Origin of the sequence: Pseudomonas parafulva (assembly GCF_000800255.1) — a bacterium.
GTDB lineage: Bacteria > Pseudomonadota > Gammaproteobacteria > Pseudomonadales > Pseudomonadaceae > Aquipseudomonas > Aquipseudomonas boreofloridensis.
Genome location: NZ_CP009747.1, coordinates 58,204 through 78,475 on the forward strand (window position 1 = coordinate 58,204; position 20,272 = coordinate 78,475).

17 protein-coding genes and 2 tRNA genes are annotated in these 20,272 nt (G+C 60.5%); 18 read left to right on the plus strand and 1 reads right to left on the minus strand.

The genetic code is table 11. The features are described from left to right. The first annotated feature begins 105 nt into the window (after positions 1–105). The 3 genes from carB to NJ69_RS00260 are packed head-to-tail and all read left to right on the plus strand — an operon-like array spanning position 106 to position 4,233. Positions 106–3,327: a carbamoyl-phosphate synthase large subunit gene (carB, locus tag NJ69_RS00250; RefSeq protein ID WP_039575125.1), complete on the plus strand. Its 3,222-nt coding sequence runs from the start codon at positions 106–108 to the stop codon at positions 3,325–3,327. Beyond that, positions 3,324–3,806, plus strand: coding sequence for a transcription elongation factor GreA (gene greA, locus NJ69_RS00255; RefSeq protein ID WP_080754696.1), 483 nt, complete (start codon positions 3,324–3,326; stop codon positions 3,804–3,806). Before carB ends, greA begins: the two co-directional genes overlap by 4 nt. Next, on the plus strand, positions 3,784–4,233 hold the full coding sequence (locus NJ69_RS00260) for an MFS transporter (protein ID WP_080754697.1): 450 nt from the start codon (positions 3,784–3,786) through the stop codon (positions 4,231–4,233). The genes greA and NJ69_RS00260 overlap by 23 nt, the downstream gene beginning before the upstream one ends. A 12-nt stretch (positions 4,234–4,245) precedes the next feature. Here NJ69_RS00260 and NJ69_RS00265 read toward each other — a convergent pair whose 3' ends face one another. Further along, entirely contained in the window at positions 4,246–4,554 is a 309-nt protein-coding gene (locus NJ69_RS00265) for a YhbY family RNA-binding protein (protein ID WP_029613920.1), read from the minus strand. 102 nt (positions 4,555–4,656) lie between these two features. On the opposite strand from NJ69_RS00265, the gene rlmE reads away from it, so the two are divergent. From rlmE to pnp, 15 genes are all read left to right on the plus strand, one after another. Further along, a complete protein-coding gene (gene rlmE / locus NJ69_RS00270; RefSeq protein WP_029613921.1) occupies positions 4,657–5,283 on the plus strand; it encodes a 23S rRNA (uridine(2552)-2'-O)-methyltransferase RlmE in 627 nt (208 codons plus the stop codon). A gap of 203 nt (positions 5,284–5,486) precedes the next feature. After that, positions 5,487–7,394 carry an ATP-dependent zinc metalloprotease FtsH gene (gene ftsH, locus NJ69_RS00275; protein ID WP_029613922.1) on the plus strand — a complete coding sequence of 636 codons (1,908 nt, stop codon included), beginning with the start codon at positions 5,487–5,489 and terminating at the stop codon, positions 7,392–7,394. Between the two features lie 8 nt (positions 7,395–7,402). Further along, positions 7,403–8,254, plus strand: coding sequence for a dihydropteroate synthase (gene folP, locus NJ69_RS00280; protein ID WP_029613923.1), 852 nt, complete (start codon positions 7,403–7,405; stop codon positions 8,252–8,254). A 17-nt stretch (positions 8,255–8,271) separates the two neighbouring features. After that, positions 8,272–9,612 carry a phosphoglucosamine mutase gene (gene glmM, locus NJ69_RS00285; RefSeq protein WP_029613924.1) on the plus strand — a complete coding sequence of 447 codons (1,341 nt, stop codon included), beginning with the start codon at positions 8,272–8,274 and terminating at the stop codon, positions 9,610–9,612. Positions 9,613–9,678: 66 nt separating this feature from the next. Beyond that, positions 9,679–10,434 carry a triose-phosphate isomerase gene (gene tpiA, locus NJ69_RS00290; protein ID WP_039575128.1) on the plus strand — a complete coding sequence of 252 codons (756 nt, stop codon included), beginning with the start codon at positions 9,679–9,681 and terminating at the stop codon, positions 10,432–10,434. Positions 10,435–10,438: 4 nt separating this feature from the next. Beyond that, on the plus strand, positions 10,439–10,831 hold the full coding sequence (secG, locus tag NJ69_RS00295; protein ID WP_029613926.1) for a preprotein translocase subunit SecG: 393 nt from the start codon (positions 10,439–10,441) through the stop codon (positions 10,829–10,831). Between the two features lie 21 nt (positions 10,832–10,852). Next, positions 10,853–10,938: transfer RNA gene (locus NJ69_RS00300), tRNA-Leu, on the plus strand. Positions 10,939–11,037: 99 nt separating this feature from the next. Beyond that, positions 11,038–11,114, plus strand: a tRNA-Met gene (locus NJ69_RS00305). 130 nt (positions 11,115–11,244) lie between these two features. Then, positions 11,245–11,703, plus strand: a complete 459-nt coding sequence (rimP, locus tag NJ69_RS00310) for a ribosome maturation factor RimP (protein WP_029613927.1) — start codon at positions 11,245–11,247, stop codon at positions 11,701–11,703. Between the two features lie 59 nt (positions 11,704–11,762). Then, entirely contained in the window at positions 11,763–13,244 is a 1,482-nt protein-coding gene (gene nusA, locus NJ69_RS00315) for a transcription termination factor NusA (protein WP_029613928.1), read from the plus strand. 27 nt (positions 13,245–13,271) lie between these two features. Beyond that, positions 13,272–15,809: a translation initiation factor IF-2 gene (infB, locus tag NJ69_RS00320; RefSeq protein WP_039575131.1), complete on the plus strand. Its 2,538-nt coding sequence runs from the start codon at positions 13,272–13,274 to the stop codon at positions 15,807–15,809. A gap of 117 nt (positions 15,810–15,926) precedes the next feature. Further along, complete coding sequence (gene rbfA / locus NJ69_RS00325; RefSeq protein ID WP_029613929.1) at positions 15,927–16,325, plus strand: 30S ribosome-binding factor RbfA; 399 nt, start codon at positions 15,927–15,929, stop codon at positions 16,323–16,325. Between the two features lie 3 nt (positions 16,326–16,328). After that, positions 16,329–17,246 carry a tRNA pseudouridine(55) synthase TruB gene (truB, locus tag NJ69_RS00330; protein ID WP_039575134.1) on the plus strand — a complete coding sequence of 306 codons (918 nt, stop codon included), beginning with the start codon at positions 16,329–16,331 and terminating at the stop codon, positions 17,244–17,246. A gap of 151 nt (positions 17,247–17,397) precedes the next feature. After that, positions 17,398–17,667, plus strand: a complete 270-nt coding sequence (gene rpsO / locus NJ69_RS00335; RefSeq protein ID WP_029613930.1) for a 30S ribosomal protein S15 — start codon at positions 17,398–17,400, stop codon at positions 17,665–17,667. Between the two features lie 259 nt (positions 17,668–17,926). After that, a complete protein-coding gene (gene pnp, locus NJ69_RS00340) occupies positions 17,927–20,032 on the plus strand; it encodes a polyribonucleotide nucleotidyltransferase (protein ID WP_029613931.1) in 2,106 nt (701 codons plus the stop codon). Positions 20,033–20,272 lie beyond the last annotated feature (240 nt).

Below are 20,272 nucleotides of genomic sequence, written 5' to 3' on the forward strand. Positions count from 1 at the left end.
CATCCTGCATCGAGGCCCCGGACCGGCCTGTGCCGTGTCCGGAAGCGCCTGACCCAGATTGTTCAAGACGGCTTGCCGACTGACCCGCGGATTTGAGTGACAACCATGCCAAAACGTACAGACATCAAAAGCATCCTGATTCTCGGCGCTGGCCCGATCGTGATCGGCCAGGCCTGTGAATTCGACTATTCCGGCGCCCAGGCTTGCAAAGCCCTGCGCGAGGAAGGTTTCCGCGTCATCCTGGTGAATTCCAACCCGGCCACCATCATGACCGACCCGGCCATGGCCGACGCCACCTACATCGAGCCGATAAAGTGGCAGTCGGTGGCCAAGATCATCGAGAAAGAACGTCCAGACGCGGTGCTTCCGACCATGGGCGGTCAGACCGCGCTGAACTGCGCCCTGGATCTGGAGCGCCATGGCGTTCTGGAGAAGTTCGGCGTAGAGATGATCGGCGCCAACGCCGACACCATCGACAAGGCCGAGGACCGTTCGCGCTTCGACAAGGCAATGAAGGACATCGGTCTGGAATGCCCGCGTTCGGGCATCGCCCATAGCATGGAAGAGGCCAATGCGGTCCTGGAAAAGCTGGGCTTCCCGTGCATCATCCGTCCGTCCTTCACCATGGGTGGCACCGGTGGCGGCATCGCCTACAACCGTGAAGAGTTCGAGGAAATCTGCGCCCGTGGTCTGGACCTGTCGCCGACCAAGGAACTGCTGATCGACGAGTCGCTGATCGGCTGGAAGGAATACGAGATGGAGGTGGTCCGCGACAAGAAGGACAACTGCATCATCGTCTGCTCCATCGAAAACTTCGATCCGATGGGCGTACACACCGGCGACTCGATCACCGTCGCGCCGGCGCAGACGCTTACCGACAAGGAATACCAGATCATGCGCAACGCCTCGCTGGCGGTGCTGCGTGAGATCGGCGTCGAAACCGGCGGTTCCAACGTGCAGTTCGGCATCTGCCCGAACACCGGCCGTATGGTCGTGATCGAGATGAACCCACGGGTTTCTCGTTCCTCGGCCCTGGCCTCCAAGGCCACCGGCTTCCCGATCGCCAAGATCGCGGCCAAGTTGGCAGTCGGCTACACCCTCGATGAGCTGCAGAACGATATCACCGGCGGTCGCACCCCGGCGTCCTTCGAGCCTTCGATCGACTATGTCGTCACCAAGCTGCCCCGCTTCGCCTTCGAGAAGTTCCCCAAGGCCGACGCGCGCCTGACCACCCAGATGAAGTCCGTGGGTGAAGTCATGGCCATCGGTCGCACCTTCCAGGAATCCCTGCAGAAAGCCCTGCGCGGCCTGGAAGTTGGTGCCTGCGGTCTGGACCCGAAAGTGGATCTGGCCAGTTCCGAAGCGTCGAGCATTCTCAAGCGTGAGCTGACCGTGCCCGGTGCCGAGCGTATCTGGTATGTGGCCGATGCCCTGCGCGCCGGCATGAGCCGCGACGAAATCTTCGCCCTCACCGGCATCGACCACTGGTTCCTGGTGCAGCTCGAAGACCTGATCAAGGAAGAGGAGAAGGTCAAGACCCTCGGCCTGGCCGACATCGACAAGGCCCTGATGCTGCGCCTCAAGCGCAAGGGCTTCTCCGACCAGCGCCTGGCCAAGCTGCTGGGCGTGACCGACAAGAATCTGCGTCGTCACCGCCATAAGCTCGACGTGCTGCCGGTTTACAAGCGCGTCGACACGTGCGCCGCCGAATTCGCCACCGACACCGCCTACCTGTACTCCACGTACGAAGAAGAGTGCGAGGCCAATCCGTCGACCCGCGACAAGATCATGATCCTCGGGGGTGGCCCGAACCGTATCGGCCAAGGTATCGAGTTCGACTACTGCTGCGTGCACGCCGCTTTGGCGCTGCGTGAAGACGGGTACGAGACCATCATGGTCAACTGCAACCCTGAAACCGTCTCCACCGACTACGACACCTCGGATCGTCTGTACTTCGAACCGCTGACCCTGGAAGACGTGCTGGAAGTCTGCCGCGTCGAGAAGCCTAAAGGCGTCATCGTCCATTACGGTGGTCAGACTCCGCTGAAACTGGCCCGCGCCCTTGAAGAGGCAGGCGTACCGATCATCGGCACCAGCCCGGACGCCATCGACCGTGCCGAAGACCGTGAGCGCTTCCAGCAGATGGTCCAGCGCCTGAACCTGCTGCAGCCGCCGAATGCGACCGTGCGCAGCGAAGAGGAAGCCATCCGTGCCGCCGGTGATATTGGCTACCCGCTGGTGGTGCGTCCGTCCTATGTGCTGGGCGGCCGTGCGATGGAGATCGTCTACGAGCTGGACGAGCTCAAGCGCTACCTGCGCGAAGCGGTGCAAGTGTCCAACGACAGCCCGGTGCTGCTCGACCACTTCCTCAACTGTGCCATCGAGATGGACGTGGACGCTGTCTGCGACGGTACCGACGTGGTCATCGGCGCGATCATGCAGCATATCGAGCAGGCCGGCGTCCACTCCGGCGACTCGGCATGCTCGCTGCCGCCCTACTCGCTGAGCAAGGGCGTGCAGGACGAAGTCCGCGAGCAAGTGCGCAAAATGGCGCTGGAGTTGGGCGTGGTCGGATTGATGAACGTGCAGTTGGCGCTGCAGGGCGACAAGATCTACGTGATCGAGGTCAACCCGCGTGCCTCGCGTACCGTACCGTTCGTATCCAAGTGCATCGGCACTTCGCTGGCGATGATCGCTGCACGCGTGATGGCCGGTAAGTCGCTCAAGGAGCTGGGCTTCACCGAGGAAATCATCCCGAACTTCTACAGCGTCAAGGAAGCCGTCTTCCCGTTCGCCAAGTTCCCAGGGGTTGACCCGATCCTCGGCCCTGAGATGAAATCCACCGGTGAGGTGATGGGTGTGGGCGACAGCTTCGGTGAGGCCTTCGCCAAAGCCCAGATGGGGGCTAGCGAAGTGTTGCCAAGCGGCGGCACCGCATTCATCAGTGTGCGCGACGACGACAAGCCGCAAGTGGCTGCCGTTGCCCGTGATTTGATCACCCTGGGCTTCGAGGTGGTCGCTACTGCCGGGACTGCCAAGGTAATCGAGGCTGCCGGTCTGAAAGTGCGTCGTGTCAACAAGGTGACCGAGGGTCGCCCGCATGTGGTCGACATGATCAAGAACGACGAAGTGTCGCTGATCATCAATACCACCGAAGGCCGCCAGTCGATCGCCGATTCCTACTCGATTCGCCGTAATGCGCTGCAGCACAAGATCTACTGCACCACTACGATCGCGGCGGGTGAAGCCATCTGCGAGGCGCTGAAATTCGGTCCTGAGAAGACCGTTCGTCGCCTGCAGGATCTGCATGCAGGACTCAAAGCATGAGCATTACCAAATATCCGATGACCGTCCAGGGCGCCCGCGCCCTGGAAGAAGAGCTGCTTTTCCTCAGCAAGACCGAGCGCCCGCGCCTGAGCCAGGCGATCGGTGAAGCGCGTGAGCTGGGCGATCTCAAGGAGAATGCCGAGTACCATGCCGCCCGCGAGGAACAGGGCATGGTCGAAGCACGTATCCGCGATATCGAAGGTCGGTTGCAGAACTCGGTGGTGATCGATGTCACCACCATCGCTCACACCGGCAAGGTCATCTTCGGTACCACCGTCGTGTTGGCCAACACCGAGAACGATGACGAGGTGACCTACCAGATCGTCGGCGAGGACGAAGCTGACGTTAGGCAAGGCAAGCTGTCGAGCAGCGCACCCATCGCCCGCGCCATCATTGGCAAGGAAGAGGGTGATACCGTCGTGGTCAAGACCCCGAGCGGAACCGTCGAGTACGAGATTGTCGAAGTCAAGCACATCTGACCGGCGCCAGCGCGCGCCGTCCCTGGAGGGGATCCTCTGGCAACTGGCCCAGGTGTTCTGGGTCGGCGGCCTGTGGGTTTTCCATGTGGGGCTGGTACCGGCGCTCAAGGTCAGTGGCCTGGCGCCTTTGCTGGTGCAGGACATCGCCGGGCAGATCGACCGCTGGTTGATTGGCGTGGCGCTGCTTGGGCTGTTGACTCAGCTGGCCGTGCTGGCGCGGGTCGAGGGTCTATCGGCGTGGTGGCGGCAGTTCCGCGGCCAAATGCTACTGCTTGGCCTGGGCGCCTGTGTGGGGTACTACACGCTGCGCTACGGCATATCTGTTGGTGAGCGCTGGCAGATGTTCTGTTTCCTGGTGCTGGGTTTTTCCGGCATCGTGCTGGTGGCCCAGCCGGTTCCTGTCAGGGCGCGCAAGGCGCGCCACTGACGGGCGTCACCGTCACTTGTAGCGGTGGATGTTGGACAGTTGCTTGTTCGGCTGCGGGTTCTTGCGATAGATCAGCGCCTTCTTGCCGATGGTCTGCACCAGCTCGGCACGGCCAGCCTTGCACAGTTCGGCGATGGCAGCGGCGCGCTCCTCGCGATCTTCCGAGCGAATCTCGATCTTGATCAGCTCATGATCGACGAGCGCACGCTCCAGCTCGGCGATCACACCTTCATTGAGCCCATTGCCGGCAACGATCAGGACCGGCTTCAGGTCATGGCCAATGGACTTGTACTGTTTCTTCTGCTCGTTATTGAGCGGCATAATCTGACCCTTTTCGTCTGATTCTGTAAAATTGGTGGCCATTTTACCCGAGGGCCCGTGGCTCCGCCCAGTCAATCACGACGCTAATCATCGAGGTGCCCCGTGGCGCAGCGTTCTAAAAGCAGCCATAACTGGCTGAGAGAGCATTTCAACGATCCATTCGTGAAGCAGGCGCAGAAGGATGGCTACCGTTCGCGCGCAAGCTACAAACTGTTGGAGATACAGGAAAAGGATCGACTCATTCGTCCCGGAATGAGCGTGATCGACCTGGGCGCCGCGCCGGGTGGCTGGTCACAGGTGACCAGTCGTCTGATCGGCGGGCAAGGGCGGTTGATCGCCTCCGATATTCTGGAAATGGATTCGATTCCCGATGTCACCTTCATCCAAGGCGACTTCACCCAGGATTCGGTGCTCGAGCAGATCCTGCAGGCCGTCGGCGATTCGCACGTCGACCTTGTGATTTCCGATATGGCCCCCAATATGAGTGGTACGCCTGCCGTGGACATGCCGCGCGCTATGTTCCTCTGCGAGCTGGCACTGGACCTGGCCGCTCGCGTGCTCAAGCCGGGTGGCGACTTCCTGATCAAGATTTTCCAGGGAGAGGGTTTCGACGTGTACCTCAAGGAAGTGCGCAGCAAGTTCGACAAGGTGCAGATGCGCAAGCCTTCGTCGTCTCGGGATCGCTCCCGTGAACAGTATCTGCTGGCCAGGGGGTACAAAGGCGAATGAGCAGGAATTGCCACAATGGCCGATAGTTAATTCCAATCGGCCATGAAATCAGCAACGTCCGAACTTCGTGTAGTCTAGGTTTCACAAAGGGTTACAGACGGTGCCTGCGGATGCGCAGGTAATGTAGTAAGTTAGGGCGGTGATTATCATGCGAGGCACGGCTGCGTCGTGCGCCGACCTCAGAGGGTAGCTAATTGAACGACATGGCAAAGAATTTGATCCTGTGGTTGATCATCGCCGCCGTCCTTGTGACGGTGATGAACAACTTCTCCAGCCCTAACGAGCCGCAGACCCTCAACTACTCCGACTTCATTCAGCAAGTCAAGGACGGCAAGGTCGAGCGCGTCACCGTCGACGGTGCCGTCATCACTGGTAAGCGTACTGATGGCGACAACTTCAAGACCGTGCGTCCGGCCATCGCCGACAACGGTTTGATCGGCGATCTGGTCGACAACCACGTCGTGGTCGAAGGCAAGCAACCCGAGCAACAGAGCATCTGGACTCAGTTGCTGGTGGCGAGCTTCCCCATCCTGGTCATCATTGCCGTGTTCATGTTCTTCATGCGCCAGATGCAAGGCGGTGCTGGCGGCAAGGGCGGGCCTATGAGCTTCGGCAAGAGCAAGGCGCGCCTGCTTTCCGAAGACCAGGTCAAGACTACGCTGGCTGACGTCGCCGGTTGCGACGAGGCTAAAGAGGAAGTCGGCGAACTGGTCGAGTTCCTCCGTGACCCAGGCAAGTTCCAGCGCCTGGGTGGTCGAATTCCTCGCGGTGTATTGATGGTCGGCCCACCCGGTACCGGTAAGACCTTGCTGGCCAAAGCCATCGCCGGTGAAGCCAAGGTACCGTTCTTCACCATTTCCGGTTCCGACTTCGTCGAAATGTTCGTCGGTGTGGGCGCTAGCCGGGTTCGTGACATGTTCGAGCAGGCCAAAAAGCATGCGCCTTGCATCATCTTCATTGACGAAATCGATGCCGTTGGTCGCCACCGTGGCGCAGGCATGGGCGGCGGTCATGACGAGCGTGAACAGACGCTGAACCAGTTGCTGGTGGAAATGGACGGCTTCGAGATGAACGATGGCATCATCGTCATTGCCGCCACCAACCGCCCCGACGTGCTCGATCCCGCGCTGCTGCGCCCGGGTCGGTTCGACCGTCAGGTGGTGGTCGGTCTGCCGGACATCCGCGGTCGCGAGCAGATCCTCAAGGTGCACATGCGCAAAGTGCCAATCGGCGAGAACGTCAACGCTGCCGTCATCGCCCGTGGCACCCCCGGCTTCTCTGGTGCCGACTTGGCCAATCTGGTCAACGAGGCGTCGTTGTTCGCCGCCCGCGCAGGCAAGCGTCTGGTCGAGATGAAAGAGTTCGAGCTGGCCAAAGACAAGATCATGATGGGCGCTGAACGCAAGACCATGGTCATGTCGGAAAAGGAAAAGCAGAATACTGCCTACCATGAAGCCGGCCATGCCATCGTCGGTCGTATCGTTCCCGAGCATGATCCGGTCTACAAGGTTTCGATCATCCCGCGTGGTCGTGCTTTGGGTGTGACCATGTTCCTCCCCGAAGAGGACCGCTACAGCCTCTCCAAGCGTGCGCTGATCAGCCAGATCTGCTCGCTTTACGGTGGACGTATCGCCGAGGAGATGACGCTGGGCTTCGATGGTGTCACCACCGGTGCGTCGAACGACATCATGCGCGCCAGCCAGATCGCTCGGAACATGGTCACCAAGTGGGGGTTGTCCGAGAAACTCGGCCCGCTGATGTATGCCGAAGAGGAGGGCGAAGTTTTCCTCGGTCGCAGTGCCGGCAGCCAGCAGGCGAGTGTGTCGGGTGAAACCGCCAAGCTGATCGATTCTGAAGTACGTAGCATCATCGATCACTGCTATGCCACCGCCAAGCAGATCCTTACCGAAAACCGCGACAAGCTCGACGCGATGGCCGAGGCATTGATGAAGTACGAAACCATCGATGCCGACCAAATCGACGACATCATGTCCGGGCGTGCTCCGCGCGAACCGCGTGATTGGGACAACGATGCCGGCACCTCTGGCACGCCAGCGTCCCAGGGCGATCGTCCCGAGTCGCCGATCGGTGGTCCAGCGGCCCAACATTAAGGGTTTCTATGACCTTGCAGCAGTACCCAACCCGGTTGCCTTGCGGCAACCGGGTTCTTGATTTATCCCGCACCCATGTCATGGGTATCCTCAATGTCACGCCGGACTCCTTCTCTGATGGCGGCCGGTTCAGCCGCCACGACGAGGCGCTTCGGCATGCCGAGGCGATGGTTGAGGCCGGCGCGTCGCTCATCGATGTGGGCGGTGAGTCCACTCGGCCTGGAGCTCGCGCGGTATCGCCTGACGAAGAGCTGGGTCGAGTCGCACCCATCGTCGAAGCGATCAGCGCGCGTCTGGATGTGATCATCTCGGTCGACACTTCGACGCCCACAGTGATGCGCGAAGTGGCTCGACTCGGCGCAGGGCTGATCAACGACGTTCGTGCTCTGGAGCGCGAGGGTGCCCTGGAGGCGGCCGCCAGTACCGGCCTTCCCGTGTGCTTGATGCACATGCGCGGCGAGCCGGGTAACATGCAGGACAATCCGCGCTACGACGATGTCACCGCCGAGGTGGCGCGTTATCTGGAGCAGCGCATCGCTGCCTGCGCGGCGGCGGGCATTGCTCCTGAGCGCGTCATCCTCGACCCAGGCTTTGGTTTTGCCAAGAACCTGGCGCACAACCTGAGCCTGTTCAAGCATCTGGAAGCATTGTATTGCCTGGGTCGCCCCTTGCTGGTGGGCGTCTCGCGCAAAAGCATGATAGGCCTGGCGCTGGACCGTCCGGTCGGTGAGCGTCTCTACGGCAGCCTGGCGCTGGCGGCGTTGGCCATGACCATGGGCACAAGCATTCTGCGTGTTCATGACGTGGCCGAGACCGTCGATGTGGTGCGCATGATCGCTGCGGTGCAGAACGCCGAATAAGAACGTTTGGAGACACTATGAGCAGGAAATACTTTGGTACCGATGGTATTCGTGGCCGCGTCGGCGAGTACCCCATCACTCCCGACTTCATGCTGAAGCTCGGTTGGGCAGCAGGCATGGCTTTCCGCAAGCACGGCCACTGCCGTGTTCTGGTGGGCAAGGACACCCGGATCTCCGGCTACATGTTCGAGTCCGCACTGGAGGCCGGTTTGTCGGCGGCCGGTGCTGACGTCATGCTGCTTGGCCCGATGCCGACCCCCGCCATCGCCTATCTGACGCGCACCTTCCATGCCGAGGCGGGCATCGTCATCAGCGCCTCGCATAACCCGCATGACGACAACGGCATCAAGTTCTTCTCCGGTTCCGGCACGAAATTGCCAGACGAAGTGGAGCTCATGATCGAGGAGTTGCTTGACCAGCCAATGAACGTGGTGGAGTCGAGCAAGTTGGGCAAGGTGTCGCGGATCAACGATGCAGCTGGACGCTATATCGAGTTCTGCAAGAGCAGCGTCCCCAGCAGCACTGATTTCGCAGGGCTCAAGTTGGTCGTCGACTGCGCCCATGGCGCTACTTACAAAGTGGCGCCCAGCGTGTTCCGCGAGTTGGGTGCCGATGTCACGGTGCTCAGCGCGCAGCCAGATGGCTTGAACATCAATGAAAACTGCGGTTCCACGCACATCGAGTCCCTGCAGGCTGCGGTGCTGGTGGGGCATGCGGACTTGGGTATCGCCTTCGACGGTGATGGGGATCGGGTGCTGATGGTCGATCACACCGGCGCCATCGTCGACGGCGACGAGTTGTTGTTCATCATTGCCCGCGATCTGCATGAGCGCGGCAAGTTGCAAGGCGGTGTGGTAGGGACGCTGATGAGCAACCTCGGCCTGGAGTTGGCGCTCAAGGACCTGGATATTCCGTTTGCCCGTGCCAAGGTCGGCGACCGATACGTCATGGCCGAACTGATCGAGCGTGAGTGGCAACTGGGCGGCGAGAACTCGGGGCACGTGGTGTGCTGCAACCATACCACCACGGGCGATGCGATCATCGCCGCGCTGCAGGTGTTGATGGCACTCAGGCGTCGTGGTGAAAACCTGGCCCAGGCACGCCAGGCCATCCGCAAATGTCCGCAAGTGCTGATCAATGTCCGCTATGGCGCAGGAGGTGCCGATCCGCTGGAAAACTCAGCGGTGCAAGAGGCCAGTGCCAAAGTGACCGAGGCGATGGCCGGTCGTGGTCGCGTCCTGTTGCGCAAGTCCGGGACTGAGCCGCTGGTGCGGGTGATGGTCGAGGGCGATGATGAAAACCAGGTGCGTGGCCACGCCGAGGCCTTGGCCAAGGTCGTCGCTGAAGTTTGTGCCTGAAAGACGCTTGCCAGCGCGATTCTGGTTGGGTAAGATCTGCGCCCACTTTGACCGACGAGGTAGAGCATGCGTCGCCCCATGGTAGCTGGTAACTGGAAGATGCACGGTACCCGCGCCAGCGTCGCTGAGCTGAGCTTGAACCTGAAGAATCTGGTTCTTCCGAGCGGTATCGAAGTGGCGGTGTTTCCACCGGCGTTGTTCATCGGTCAGGTCGTCGATGAATTGAGCGAGACGGAAATCATCGTCGGAGCACAGAATTCTGCAGTACAGCCCGAACAGGGTGCGTTGACCGGTGAAGTTGCGCCGAGTCAGTTGGCTGAAGTGGGTTGCAAGTTGGTGTTGATCGGGCACTCTGAGCGTCGTCAGATCATTGGCGAAACGAACGAAGTCCTGATTCACAAGTTTGCAGCCGCTCAAGCAGGTGGATTAAAACCTGTGCTTTGTGTAGGGGAAACTCTCGCGGAGCGCGAGGCTGGCAAGACACTAGAAGTTGTAGGGCGGCAACTAGGTAGTATCATCGATGCCTTGGGTGTCGCGGTATTTGCCAATGCGGTCATCGCCTATGAGCCTGTATGGGCCATCGGCACGGGTTTGACGGCTTCGCCGCAGCAGGCTCAGGATGTGCACGCCGCCATCCGTGCTCAGTTGGCGTCGCTGGATGCCGAAGTTGCAGCGAATATGCAGCTTCTCTACGGCGGTAGCGTGAAGGCGGCCAATGCGGCCGAACTGTTCGGCATGCCGGATATTGATGGGGGGCTCATTGGTGGAGCATCCCTGAACGCAGACGAATTCGGTGCAATTTGTCGCGCCGCAGGAAACTGAACATATGCTGGAAACAGTCGTAGTTGTTTTTCATCTGTTGGCTGCGCTGGCGCTGGTGGCGCTGGTACTGATGCAACAGGGTAAAGGTGCGGAAGCAGGTGCATCTTTCGGCGCAGGCGCTTCAAATACTGTGTTCGGAAGCCAAGGTTCTGCTACCTTTCTGAGTAAGTTTACTGCTATACTTGCCGCCACTTTCTTTTTGACTGCACTTGGGTTAGGATACTTCGCCAAGCAGCAGGCACACCAGCTGACTCAAGCCGGTTTGCCAGATCCAGCGGTGCTGGAAGTCAAAGAGCAAAAGCCGGCAGTAAATGATGATGTACCGGTGCTCCAGCAGCAGAAGAGTGAAGCCGCCCCAAAAGGTGACGTCCCTCCTCCAGCAGAAGAGCAGAAGTAACGGGTTTCAAGTTGTAATATTGCCGAGGTGGTGGAATTGGTAGACACGCAACCTTGAGGTGGTTGTGCCCATAGGGTGTAGGGGTTCGAGTCCCCTTCTCGGTACCAATTGAAGCATGAGAGCCCGCTTTGAGCGGGCTTTCTTGCAGGTGGAGGTCGGATTGACCCAGCATAGGGTTCGGTCTTATACTTCCGCCCCAGCTTTGTCGCGGGGTGGAGCAGCTTGGTAGCTCGTCGGGCTCATAACCCGAAGGTCGTTGGTTCAAATCCAGCCCCCGCAACCAGTTTCAGCGGAGCCCCTTTTCAGGGGCTTTTTGCTAGCTGAACAGTTCTTCGCGTCGTTGTTCAACGGCGCTTTCAGGGATGGGCGCTTTGCCCATTTTTTATTTGCACAGCATGCACGAGGGGGTTCAGGTGTCGAGCAAGCTAGAACAGTTGCAGGCCTTGTTGGCCCCGGTTGTCGAGGGTCTGGGCTATCAGTGCTGGGGGATCGAATACGTTTCCCAAGGCAAGCATTCGGTACTGCGCATCTATATCGATAAGGACGGCGGAATTCTGGTGGACGACTGCGAAGCGGTCAGCCGTCAGGCCAGTGCCATCCTCGACGTGGAAGACCCGATCAGCAGTGAATACACCCTTGAGGTTTCCTCTCCAGGCATGGATCGCCCGCTGTTCACATTGGAACAGTTTGCTTTGCATGCCGGCGAACAAGTGAAGATCAAGCTGCGCACGCCTTTCGAAGGGCGTCGCAACTTCCAGGGCCTTCTCCGCGGTGTCGAGGATCAGGACGTGGTGGTCCAGGTGGATACCAATGAATTCCTGCTGCCGATCGACTCGATCGACAAGGCCAATATTATTCCCAGTTTTGACTGAGACGTGCCGGGGCCGGTGGACATTCCGGGCCTAATGGCTTGCGCAAGGCGAGGCGTACGATGAGCAAAGAAGTACTGCTGGTTGTTGAATCGGTATCCAACGAAAAGGGTGTACCGCCCGGCGTCATTTTCGAAGCGCTGGAAGTGGCTCTGGCCACTGCAACCAAGAAACGTTTTGAAGACGAAGTCGATCTGCGTGTGGAAATCAACCGCCACACCGGTAGTTACGAGACCTTCCGCCGTTGGACCGTGGTCGACGAGAACGATCTAGACGATCCGGCGATCGAGACTTGGCTGGACAAGATCAAGGACACGCATCCCGAAGCCAAGATCGGCGACGTGATCGAGGAAAAGATCGAGTCGATCGAGTTCGGTCGCATCGCCGCCCAGACCGCCAAGCAGGTGATCGTGCAGAAGGTCCGCGAGGCCGAGCGTGCTCAGGTGGTAGACGCTTATCGTGAGCGAGTCGGTGAGATCATTTCCGGCACCGTCAAGAAAGTTACCCGCGACAACGTCATCGTCGATCTGGGCAACAATGCCGAGGCGCTGCTGGCGCGTGAAGACATCATCGCGCGGGAAACCTTCCGTGTCGGCGTGCGCTTGCGTGCGCTGCTCAAGGAAATTCGTACCGAAAACCGCGGTCCGCAGTTGATCCTGTCGCGTACTGCGCCGCAGATGCTGATCGAATTGTTCCGCATCGAGGTGCCGGAAATTGCCGAGGGGTTGATCGAGGTGATGGCGGCGTCCCGTGATCCGGGTTCGCGTGCCAAGATTGCCGTGCGCTCCAAGGACAAGCGCATCGATCCGCAAGGTGCCTGCATCGGTATGCGCGGTTCGCGTGTGCAGGCTGTTTCCGGTGAATTGGGTGGCGAGCGCGTGGACATCGTCCTGTGGGACGAGAACCCGGCGCAATTCGTCATCAACGCCATGTCGCCAGCCGAGGTTGCTGCGATCATCGTCGATGAAGATGCCCATGCCATGGACATCGCCGTCGCCGAGGACAACCTGGCCCAGGCCATCGGTCGTGGCGGTCAGAACGTTCGCCTCGCCAGTCAGTTGACGGCCTGGACCCTGAACGTAATGACCGAGAAGGACATCCAGGCCAAGCAGCAAGCTGAAACGGGTGACATCCTGCGTAACTTCATCGAGGAACTGGAGGTCGACGAAGAGCTGGCACAGGTGCTGGTCGACGAAGGCTTTACCAGCCTCGAAGAAATTGCTTACGTACCGTTGGAAGAAATGCTCAACATCGATGGCTTCGACGAGGATATCGTCAACGAGCTGCGTGCTCGTGCCAAGGACCGTTTGTTGACCAAGGCCATCGCTACCGAAGAAAAACTGGCAGACGCCCATCCGGCCGAAGACCTGCTCTCCCTCGAGGGTATGGACAAGGATCTGGCGGCGGAACTGGCGGTGCGCGGCGTGGTTAACCGCGAAGACCTGGCCGAGCAGTCGATCGACGACCTGCTCGACATCGACGGCATCGACGAAGAGCGTGCCGGCAAGTTGATCATGGCCGCCCGAGCCCACTGGTTCGAGTAATTAGGCGCGGCCTGAGGAGAGAAGTGCATGACGCAAGTCACGGTGAAAGAACTGGCCCAAGAGGTCGAGGCACCGGTAGAGCGCCTGCTGCAGCAGATGCGTGAGGCAGGTCTGCCGCACACCGACGCCGGTCAGGTAGTGACCGACAATGAGAAGCAGACTCTGCTGACTCATTTGAAAAGCAGCCACAAGAGCAAGGCGGAAGAGCCGCGCAAGATTACCTTGCAGCGCAAAACCACCAGCACCCTGCGTGTCGCCGGTAGCAAGAGCATTAGCGTAGAAGTACGCAAGAAGAAAGTATTCGTGCAGCGCAGCCCGGAAGAAATCCAGGCCGAGCAGAAGCGCGAGGCCGATGAGCGCCGCGCCGCCGAGAATGCTGCACGCGAGAAGGTCGAGGCCGAGACGCGTCAGCGTAACGAGGAACAGGCGCGTCGCCAGACCTCCGAGGCACCGGCTGCTGCACCTGCTGCGCGCACCGAGCCGGCACCTGCCGCTGCTCAGCCAGTGGTCGCGGACGCCCCGGTGGCCGATGACGCGGCTGCCCGCGCCGCCGAGCGCAAGAAAGACGAAAACCGCCGCAACGAAAGCCGTGGCCGTGACGACGATCGTCGTAGCGGTGCGGGTGAGCGTCGTGGCGAGGCCCCTCGCGTGTCCATCAAGGTCAAGGTCAAGGAGAAGGAAAAAGCCCCGACTCCACGTGCTGCGCCGCGCACCACGGACGAAGAGAGCGATGGCGCACGCCGTGGCCGTGGCGGCAAGGGCAAGCTGAAGAAGCGCAACCAGCATGGCTTCCAGAGCCCGACCGGTCCGGTCATCCGCGACGTCAGCATCGGCGAGACCATCACCGTCTCCGAGTTGGCACAGCAGATGTCGGTGAAAGCCGCTGAAGTGGTCAAGTTCATGTTCAAGCTGGGCACTCCGGTCACCATCAACCAGGTGCTCGACCGTGAAACCGCGCAGCTGGTCGCCGAAGAGCTGGGCCACAAGGTCACGCTGGTCAGCGACACTGCCCTGGAAGACTCCCTGGCCGAATCGCTGAAGTTCGAAGGTGAAGTCGAGTCCCGTGCGCCGGTCGTGACCGTCATGGGTCACGTCGACCACGGTAAGACTTCGCTGCTCGACTACATTCGTCGCGCCAAGGTCGCGGCGGGCGAGGCGGGTGGTATCACCCAGCACATCGGTGCCTACCACGTGGAAACCGACCGCGGTATGGTCACCTTCCTCGATACCCCAGGTCACGCTGCGTTCACCCAGATGCGTGCCCGCGGTGCCAAGGCTACCGACATCGTCATCCTGGTGGTGGCAGCGGACGACGGCGTGATGCCGCAGACCCGCGAAGCCGTTCAGCACGCCAAGGCCGCCGGTGTTCCGCTGGTTGTCGCGGTGAACAAGATCGACAAGCCGGGTGCCGACCTCGACCGCATTCGTAACGAGCTGGCCGTCGAAGGCGTGACCTCCGAGGACTGGGGTGGTGACACGCCATTCGTCAAGGTTTCGGCGAAGATGGGTACCGGTGTCGACGAACTGCTCGAAGCCGTCCTGCTGCAGGCCGAGATTCTCGAGCTGACTGCCACCCCGACCGCACCTGGTCGTGGCGTCGTCGTCGAGTCGCGTCTGGACAAGGGTCGCGGTCCGGTGGCCACCATCCTGGTTCAGGACGGTACGCTGCGTCAGGGCGACATGGTCCTGGTCGGTTCCAACTATGGCCGCGTGCGTGCCATGCTCGACGAGAACGGCAAGCCTGTGAAGCAAGCCGGCCCATCGATCCCGGTCGAAATTCTCGGTCTGGACGGTACGCCGGAAGCCGGTGACGAACTGTCGGTGGTGGCTGACGAGAAGAAGGCGCGCGAAGTCGCCCTGTTCCGTCAAGGCAAGTACCGTGAGGTCAAGCTGGCCCGTGCTCACGCCGGCAAGCTGGAAAATATCTTCGAGACCATGGGTCAGGAAGAGAAGAAGACCCTCAACATCGTGCTCAAGACCGACGTACGCGGCTCGCTGGAAGCCCTCCAGGGCTCGCTGGGCGGACTGGGCAACGACGAGGTTCAGGTTCGTGTCATCGGTGGCGGCGTCGGTGGTATCACCGAGAGCGATGCCAACCTGGCGCTGGCTTCGAATGCAGTACTGTTCGGCTTCAACGTGCGTGCCGATGCTGGCGCTCGCAAGATCGTCGAGCAGGAAGGTCTGGATATGCGTTACTACAACGTGATCTACGACATCATCGAAGACGTCAAGAAAGCCCTGACCGGCATGCTGGGCAGCGATGTTCGCGAGAACATCCTGGGCGTTGCCGAGGTCCGTGACGTGTTCCGTTCGCCGAAGTTCGGCGCCATCGCTGGCTGTATGGTCATCGAAGGTACCGTGTACCGCAATCGCCCGATCCGCGTTCTGCGCGAGGACGTGGTGATCTTCGAAGGCGAACTGGAGTCCCTGCGTCGCTTCAAGGACGATGCCTCCGAAGTGCGTAATGGCATGGAGTGCGGTATCGGCGTGAAGAGCTACAACGACGTCAAGGTCGGCGACAAGATCGAAGTCTTCGAGAAAGTCCAGGTTGCTCGCACCCTGTAAGGTGCGGGTCTGGCCCAAGCCCCGCCGCTCTGCGGCAGGGCCGGCCTCTGCAGGCAGCGCCCGGTCAGGCATACCGTCTGACCGGGCGTTTGCCGCTTCAAGATACAGGTAGCAAGAATGGCAAAAGAATACAGCCGTACCCAACGTATCGGTGATCAGATGCAGCGCGAGCTGGCCGATCTGATCCGCCGTGAAGTCAAGGATCCGCGTGTCGGCCTGGTGACCATCACCGCCGTCGACGTCAGCCGTGACCTCGGTCACGCCAAGGTCTACATCACCGTCATGGGCCAGGATGGCAGCGATGCCGTGGCTCAGACGCTCAAGGCCCTGAACAGTGCCGCCAGCTTCCTGCGGCTGCATCTGGGGCGAGCCATGCAACTGCGCAGCGTGCCGCAACTGCATTTCCATTTCGACGAAAGTGTCAGCCGAGGTGTTCACCTTTCTGCACTCATCGAGCGTGCGGTGGCCGAAGACCGTCTGCACCAGGATGTCGACGAGCCGGACACCAAGGAGTAAACGGTGGCCCAGGTCAAACGCATCCGCCGCAACGTCAGCGGCATCATCCTGCTCGACAAGCCACTTGGCTTTACCTCCAATGCGGCCCTGCAGAAAGTGCGCTGGTTGCTCAACGCAGAAAAGGCCGGCCATACCGGTAGCCTCGATCCGCTGGCCACCGGCGTGCTGCCGCTGTGCTTCGGCGAGGCAACGAAGTTTTCCCAGTACCTGCTCGACTCCGACAAGGGTTACGAGACGGTCATGCAGATGGGGCAGACTACCAGCACCGGCGACGCTGAGGGCGAGGTCCTGCAGACACGCGAGGTGACCGTTGGTCGCACGGACATCGAGGCTGTGATACCGCGATTTCGCGGCGAGATCCGCCAGATTCCGCCGATGTATTCGGCGCTCAAGCGTGACGGTCAGCCGTTGTACAAGCTTGCCCGCGCCGGAGAGGTAGTGGAGCGCGAGGCGCGTTCTGTTACTATTGGCCGCTTGGAACTGCTCGAGTGTGAAGGCACGCGGGCGCGCTTGTCGGTCGGTTGCAGCAAAGGCACTTATATCCGCACGCTGGTGGAGGATATGGGTGAGGTGTTGGGCTGTGGGGCGTATGTCGCAGAACTGCGGCGAACCCAAGCCGGGCCGTTCCTGCTGGCACAGACCGTGACGCTCGAAGAACTCGAGCAGGCCCATGCCGAGGGTGGCAACGAAGCGCTCGATCGCTTCCTTCTGCCCTCGGACAGCGGGTTGCAGGACTGGCCGCTGGTGCTGTTGTCCGAGCACAGCGCGTTCTATTGGCTGCACGGCCAGGCAGTACGTGCACCGGATGCGCCGCAGTTCGGCATGGTGCGCGTACAAGATCACAATGGTCGCTTCATCGGTATCGGTGAAGTGAGCGAAGACGGGCGTATTGCGCCGCGTCGACTGATTCGGTCGGAATGACCGATACCGCCAGGACGGACTTCGGTCAGGTCGGGCGGGAACGAGGGTGGCTGTCAGTAGGCACGGTCACACCTTCTTTTATCCATACAGGGATTTAACGCCCTGGCCTATTGGACCCCGCTTGCGGGATCCGTTTATCAGGAGAAGCCACATGGCCCTCAGCGTCGAAGAAAAAGCTCAAATCGTTGCCGATTACCAGCAAGCCGCCGGCGATACCGGTAGCCCGGAAGTGCAGGTTGCTCTGCTGACCGCCAACATCAACAAGCTGCAAGGCCACTTCAAGGCCAACGAAAAAGACCACCACTCCCGTCGTGGTCTGATCCGTATGGTCAACCAGCGTCGCAAGCTGCTGGATTACCTGAAGGGCAAAGACACCACCCGTTACAGCGCCCTGATCGGTCGCCTGGGCCTGCGTCGCTAATAGCGGCCCGGCCAGTGGTGTGCGTGGCGTGTCGCAAGTTTGGGAAGCGTTGCCTGGCAGCGCGAACCCTGGACACGCCAGGCGTATCTTCGAGGTTGGCAGCCTGATGCCGTCGTGCGGATTTATCCGCCCGACGCTCAGGCTCCCAGCCTCGTGTTGTATCTGGACGGTCGAAGGAGACGACACTCCCCGCCGCCCAAGCATTCGCAAGACCCCGTTTTCCAAGTTCCCCCAAGAGCCACTGAAAAGGTAGGAAACCGTGAACCCGGTAATCAAGACGTTCCAGTTCGGTCAGTCGACCGTCACTCTCGAAACGGGCCGCATCGCCCGTCAGGCCACCGGCGCCGTGCTGGTCACCGTCGACAACGATGTCACCGTGCTGGTGACCGTGGTCGGTGCCAAGCAGGCCGATCCAGGCAAGGGCTTCTTCCCGCTGTCCGTGCATTATCAGGAAAAGACCTACGCTGCCGGTAAGATCCCAGGCGGTTTCTTCAAGCGCGAAGGCCGTCCTTCCGAGAAGGAAACCCTGACCTCGCGTCTGATCGACCGTCCGATCCGTCCACTGTTCCCCGAAGGGTTCATGAACGAAGTGCAGGTAGTCTGCACCGTGGTTTCCACCAGCAAGAAGACCGATCCGGACGTTGCGGCGATGATCGGTACCTCGGCTGCCCTGGCCATCTCCGGCATTCCGTTCGAAGGTCCGATCGGCGCTGCGCGCGTAGCCTTCCACGAGAGCACCGGTTACCTGCTGAACCCGACCTACGAGCAATTGCAGGCTTCGAGCCTGGACATGGTCGTGGCCGGTACAGAAACTGCGGTGCTGATGGTTGAGTCCGAAGCCAAAGAACTGACCGAAGACCAGATGTTGGGCGCTGTGCTGTTCGCCCACGACGAGTTCCAGACCGTGATCAAAGCGGTCAAGGAACTGGCCGCCGAAGCGGGCAAGCCGACGTGGGACTGGCAGCCGGTCGTTGCCAACACCGAGTTGCTCGACCGCGTGCGTGGCGAGTTCGGCGAGGCCATTTCGCAGGCCTACACCATCACTCAGAAAGCCGATCGCTACAACCGCCTGGGCCAACTGCGTGATGAGGCCATTGTCCGTCTGTCCAACGACGAAACCGGCCCGACTGCCGGTGCGATCAAGGAAATCTTCGGCGAGCTGGAATACCGCACCGTCCGCGAGAACATCGTCAACGGCAAGCCGCGCATCGACGGTCGTGACACCCGCACTGTGCGTCCGCTGAATATCGAAGTCGGTGTGCTGCCCAAGACTCACGGTTCGGCGCTGTTCACTCGTGGTGAAACCCAGGCACTGGTCGTTGCGACCCTGGGTACTGCGCGCGACGCACAGCTGCTCGATACCCTCGAAGGCGAGAAGAAAGACGCCTTCATGCTGCACTACAACTTCCCGCCGTTCTCGGTCGGCGAGTGCGGTCGCATGGGCGGCGCTGGTCGTCGTGAAATCGGCCACGGCCGTCTGGCCCGTCGTGGCGTGCAGGCCATGCTGCCGAGCGACAGCGAGTTCCCGTACACCATCCGCGTGGTGTCGGAAATCACCGAATCCAACGGCTCCAGCTCCATGGCGTCGGTGTGCGGTGCATCGCTGGCACTGATGGACGCCGGTGTACCGATGAAAGCGCCAGTGGCCGGTATCGCCATGGGCCTGGTCAAGGAAGGCGACAAGTTCGCGGTCCTGACCGACATCCTCGGCGATGAAGACCACCTGGGCGATATGGACTTCAAGGTCGCGGGTACCGCCAAAGGTGTCACCGCGTTGCAGATGGACATCAAGATCAACGGGATCACCGAAGAGATCATGGAGATCGCCTTGGGCCAGGCCCTGGAAGCGCGCCTGAACATCCTCGGCCAGATGAACCAGATCATCGCTCAATCGCGTACCGAGCTGTCGGCCAACGCGCCGACCATGATTGCGATGAAGATCGACACCGACAAGATCCGTGATGTCATCGGCAAGGGCGGCGCCACCATTCGCGCCATCTGCGAAGAGACCAAAGCGTCGATCGACATCGAAGACGACGGTTCGATCAAGATCTTCGGCGAGACCAAGGAAGCGGCCGAAGCGGCCAAGCAACGTGTTCTGGGCATTACTGCCGAGGCCGAGATCGGCAAGATCTACGTTGGCAAGGTCGAGCGTATCGTCGACTTCGGCGCCTTCGTCAACATCCTGCCGGGCAAAGACGGTCTGGTGCACATCTCCATGCTCAGCGATGCGCGTGTGGAGAAGGTCACCGACGTGCTCAAGGAAGGTCAGGAAGTCGAGGTGCTGGTACTGGACGTGGACAACCGTGGCCGGATCAAGCTGTCGATCAAGGACGTCGCTGCCGCCAAGGCATCGGGTGTCTGAGCCTGATTGGCACTGACTGAAAGAGGACCTCTACGGAGGTCCTTTTTTTACGCCTGTATAAAGCACGGCAGTACTTGCATCTTGCATGCAGTTTTTTTGCGGTACTTGCAAATTGCACGAGTCAGGCAAGGGTTGATTGTTTGTAAGCTATTGATCTGTAAGGTTTTAATGGGTTTTTGCAATGTGGCACAGCCCCTGCAACTACCTTTGCACCTGCTGCCAGGAATCACGGCGCAGATC

What these genes read in the sequence shown, in the direction of transcription:
- carB (WP_039575125.1), top strand. Translation starts at nt 106, where the DNA reads ATGCCAAAACGTACAGACATCAAAAGCATCCTGATTCTCGGCGCTGGC.
- nusA (WP_029613928.1), top strand. Translation starts at nt 11,763, where the DNA reads ATGAGCAAAGAAGTACTGCTGGTTGTTGAATCGGTATCCAACGAAAAG.
- secG (WP_029613926.1), top strand. Translation starts at nt 10,439, where the DNA reads ATGCTGGAAACAGTCGTAGTTGTTTTTCATCTGTTGGCTGCGCTGGCG.
- ftsH (WP_029613922.1), top strand. Translation starts at nt 5,487, where the DNA reads ATGGCAAAGAATTTGATCCTGTGGTTGATCATCGCCGCCGTCCTTGTG.
- rpsO (WP_029613930.1), top strand. Translation starts at nt 17,398, where the DNA reads ATGGCCCTCAGCGTCGAAGAAAAAGCTCAAATCGTTGCCGATTACCAG.
- rbfA (WP_029613929.1), top strand. Translation starts at nt 15,927, where the DNA reads ATGGCAAAAGAATACAGCCGTACCCAACGTATCGGTGATCAGATGCAG.
- infB (WP_039575131.1), top strand. Translation starts at nt 13,272, where the DNA reads ATGACGCAAGTCACGGTGAAAGAACTGGCCCAAGAGGTCGAGGCACCG.
- folP (WP_029613923.1), top strand. Translation starts at nt 7,403, where the DNA reads ATGACCTTGCAGCAGTACCCAACCCGGTTGCCTTGCGGCAACCGGGTT.
- greA (WP_080754696.1), top strand. Translation starts at nt 3,324, where the DNA reads ATGAGCATTACCAAATATCCGATGACCGTCCAGGGCGCCCGCGCCCTG.
- tpiA (WP_039575128.1), top strand. Translation starts at nt 9,679, where the DNA reads ATGCGTCGCCCCATGGTAGCTGGTAACTGGAAGATGCACGGTACCCGC.
- glmM (WP_029613924.1), top strand. Translation starts at nt 8,272, where the DNA reads ATGAGCAGGAAATACTTTGGTACCGATGGTATTCGTGGCCGCGTCGGC.
- NJ69_RS00265 (WP_029613920.1), bottom strand. Translation starts at nt 4,554, where the DNA reads ATGCCGCTCAATAACGAGCAGAAGAAACAGTACAAGTCCATTGGCCAT.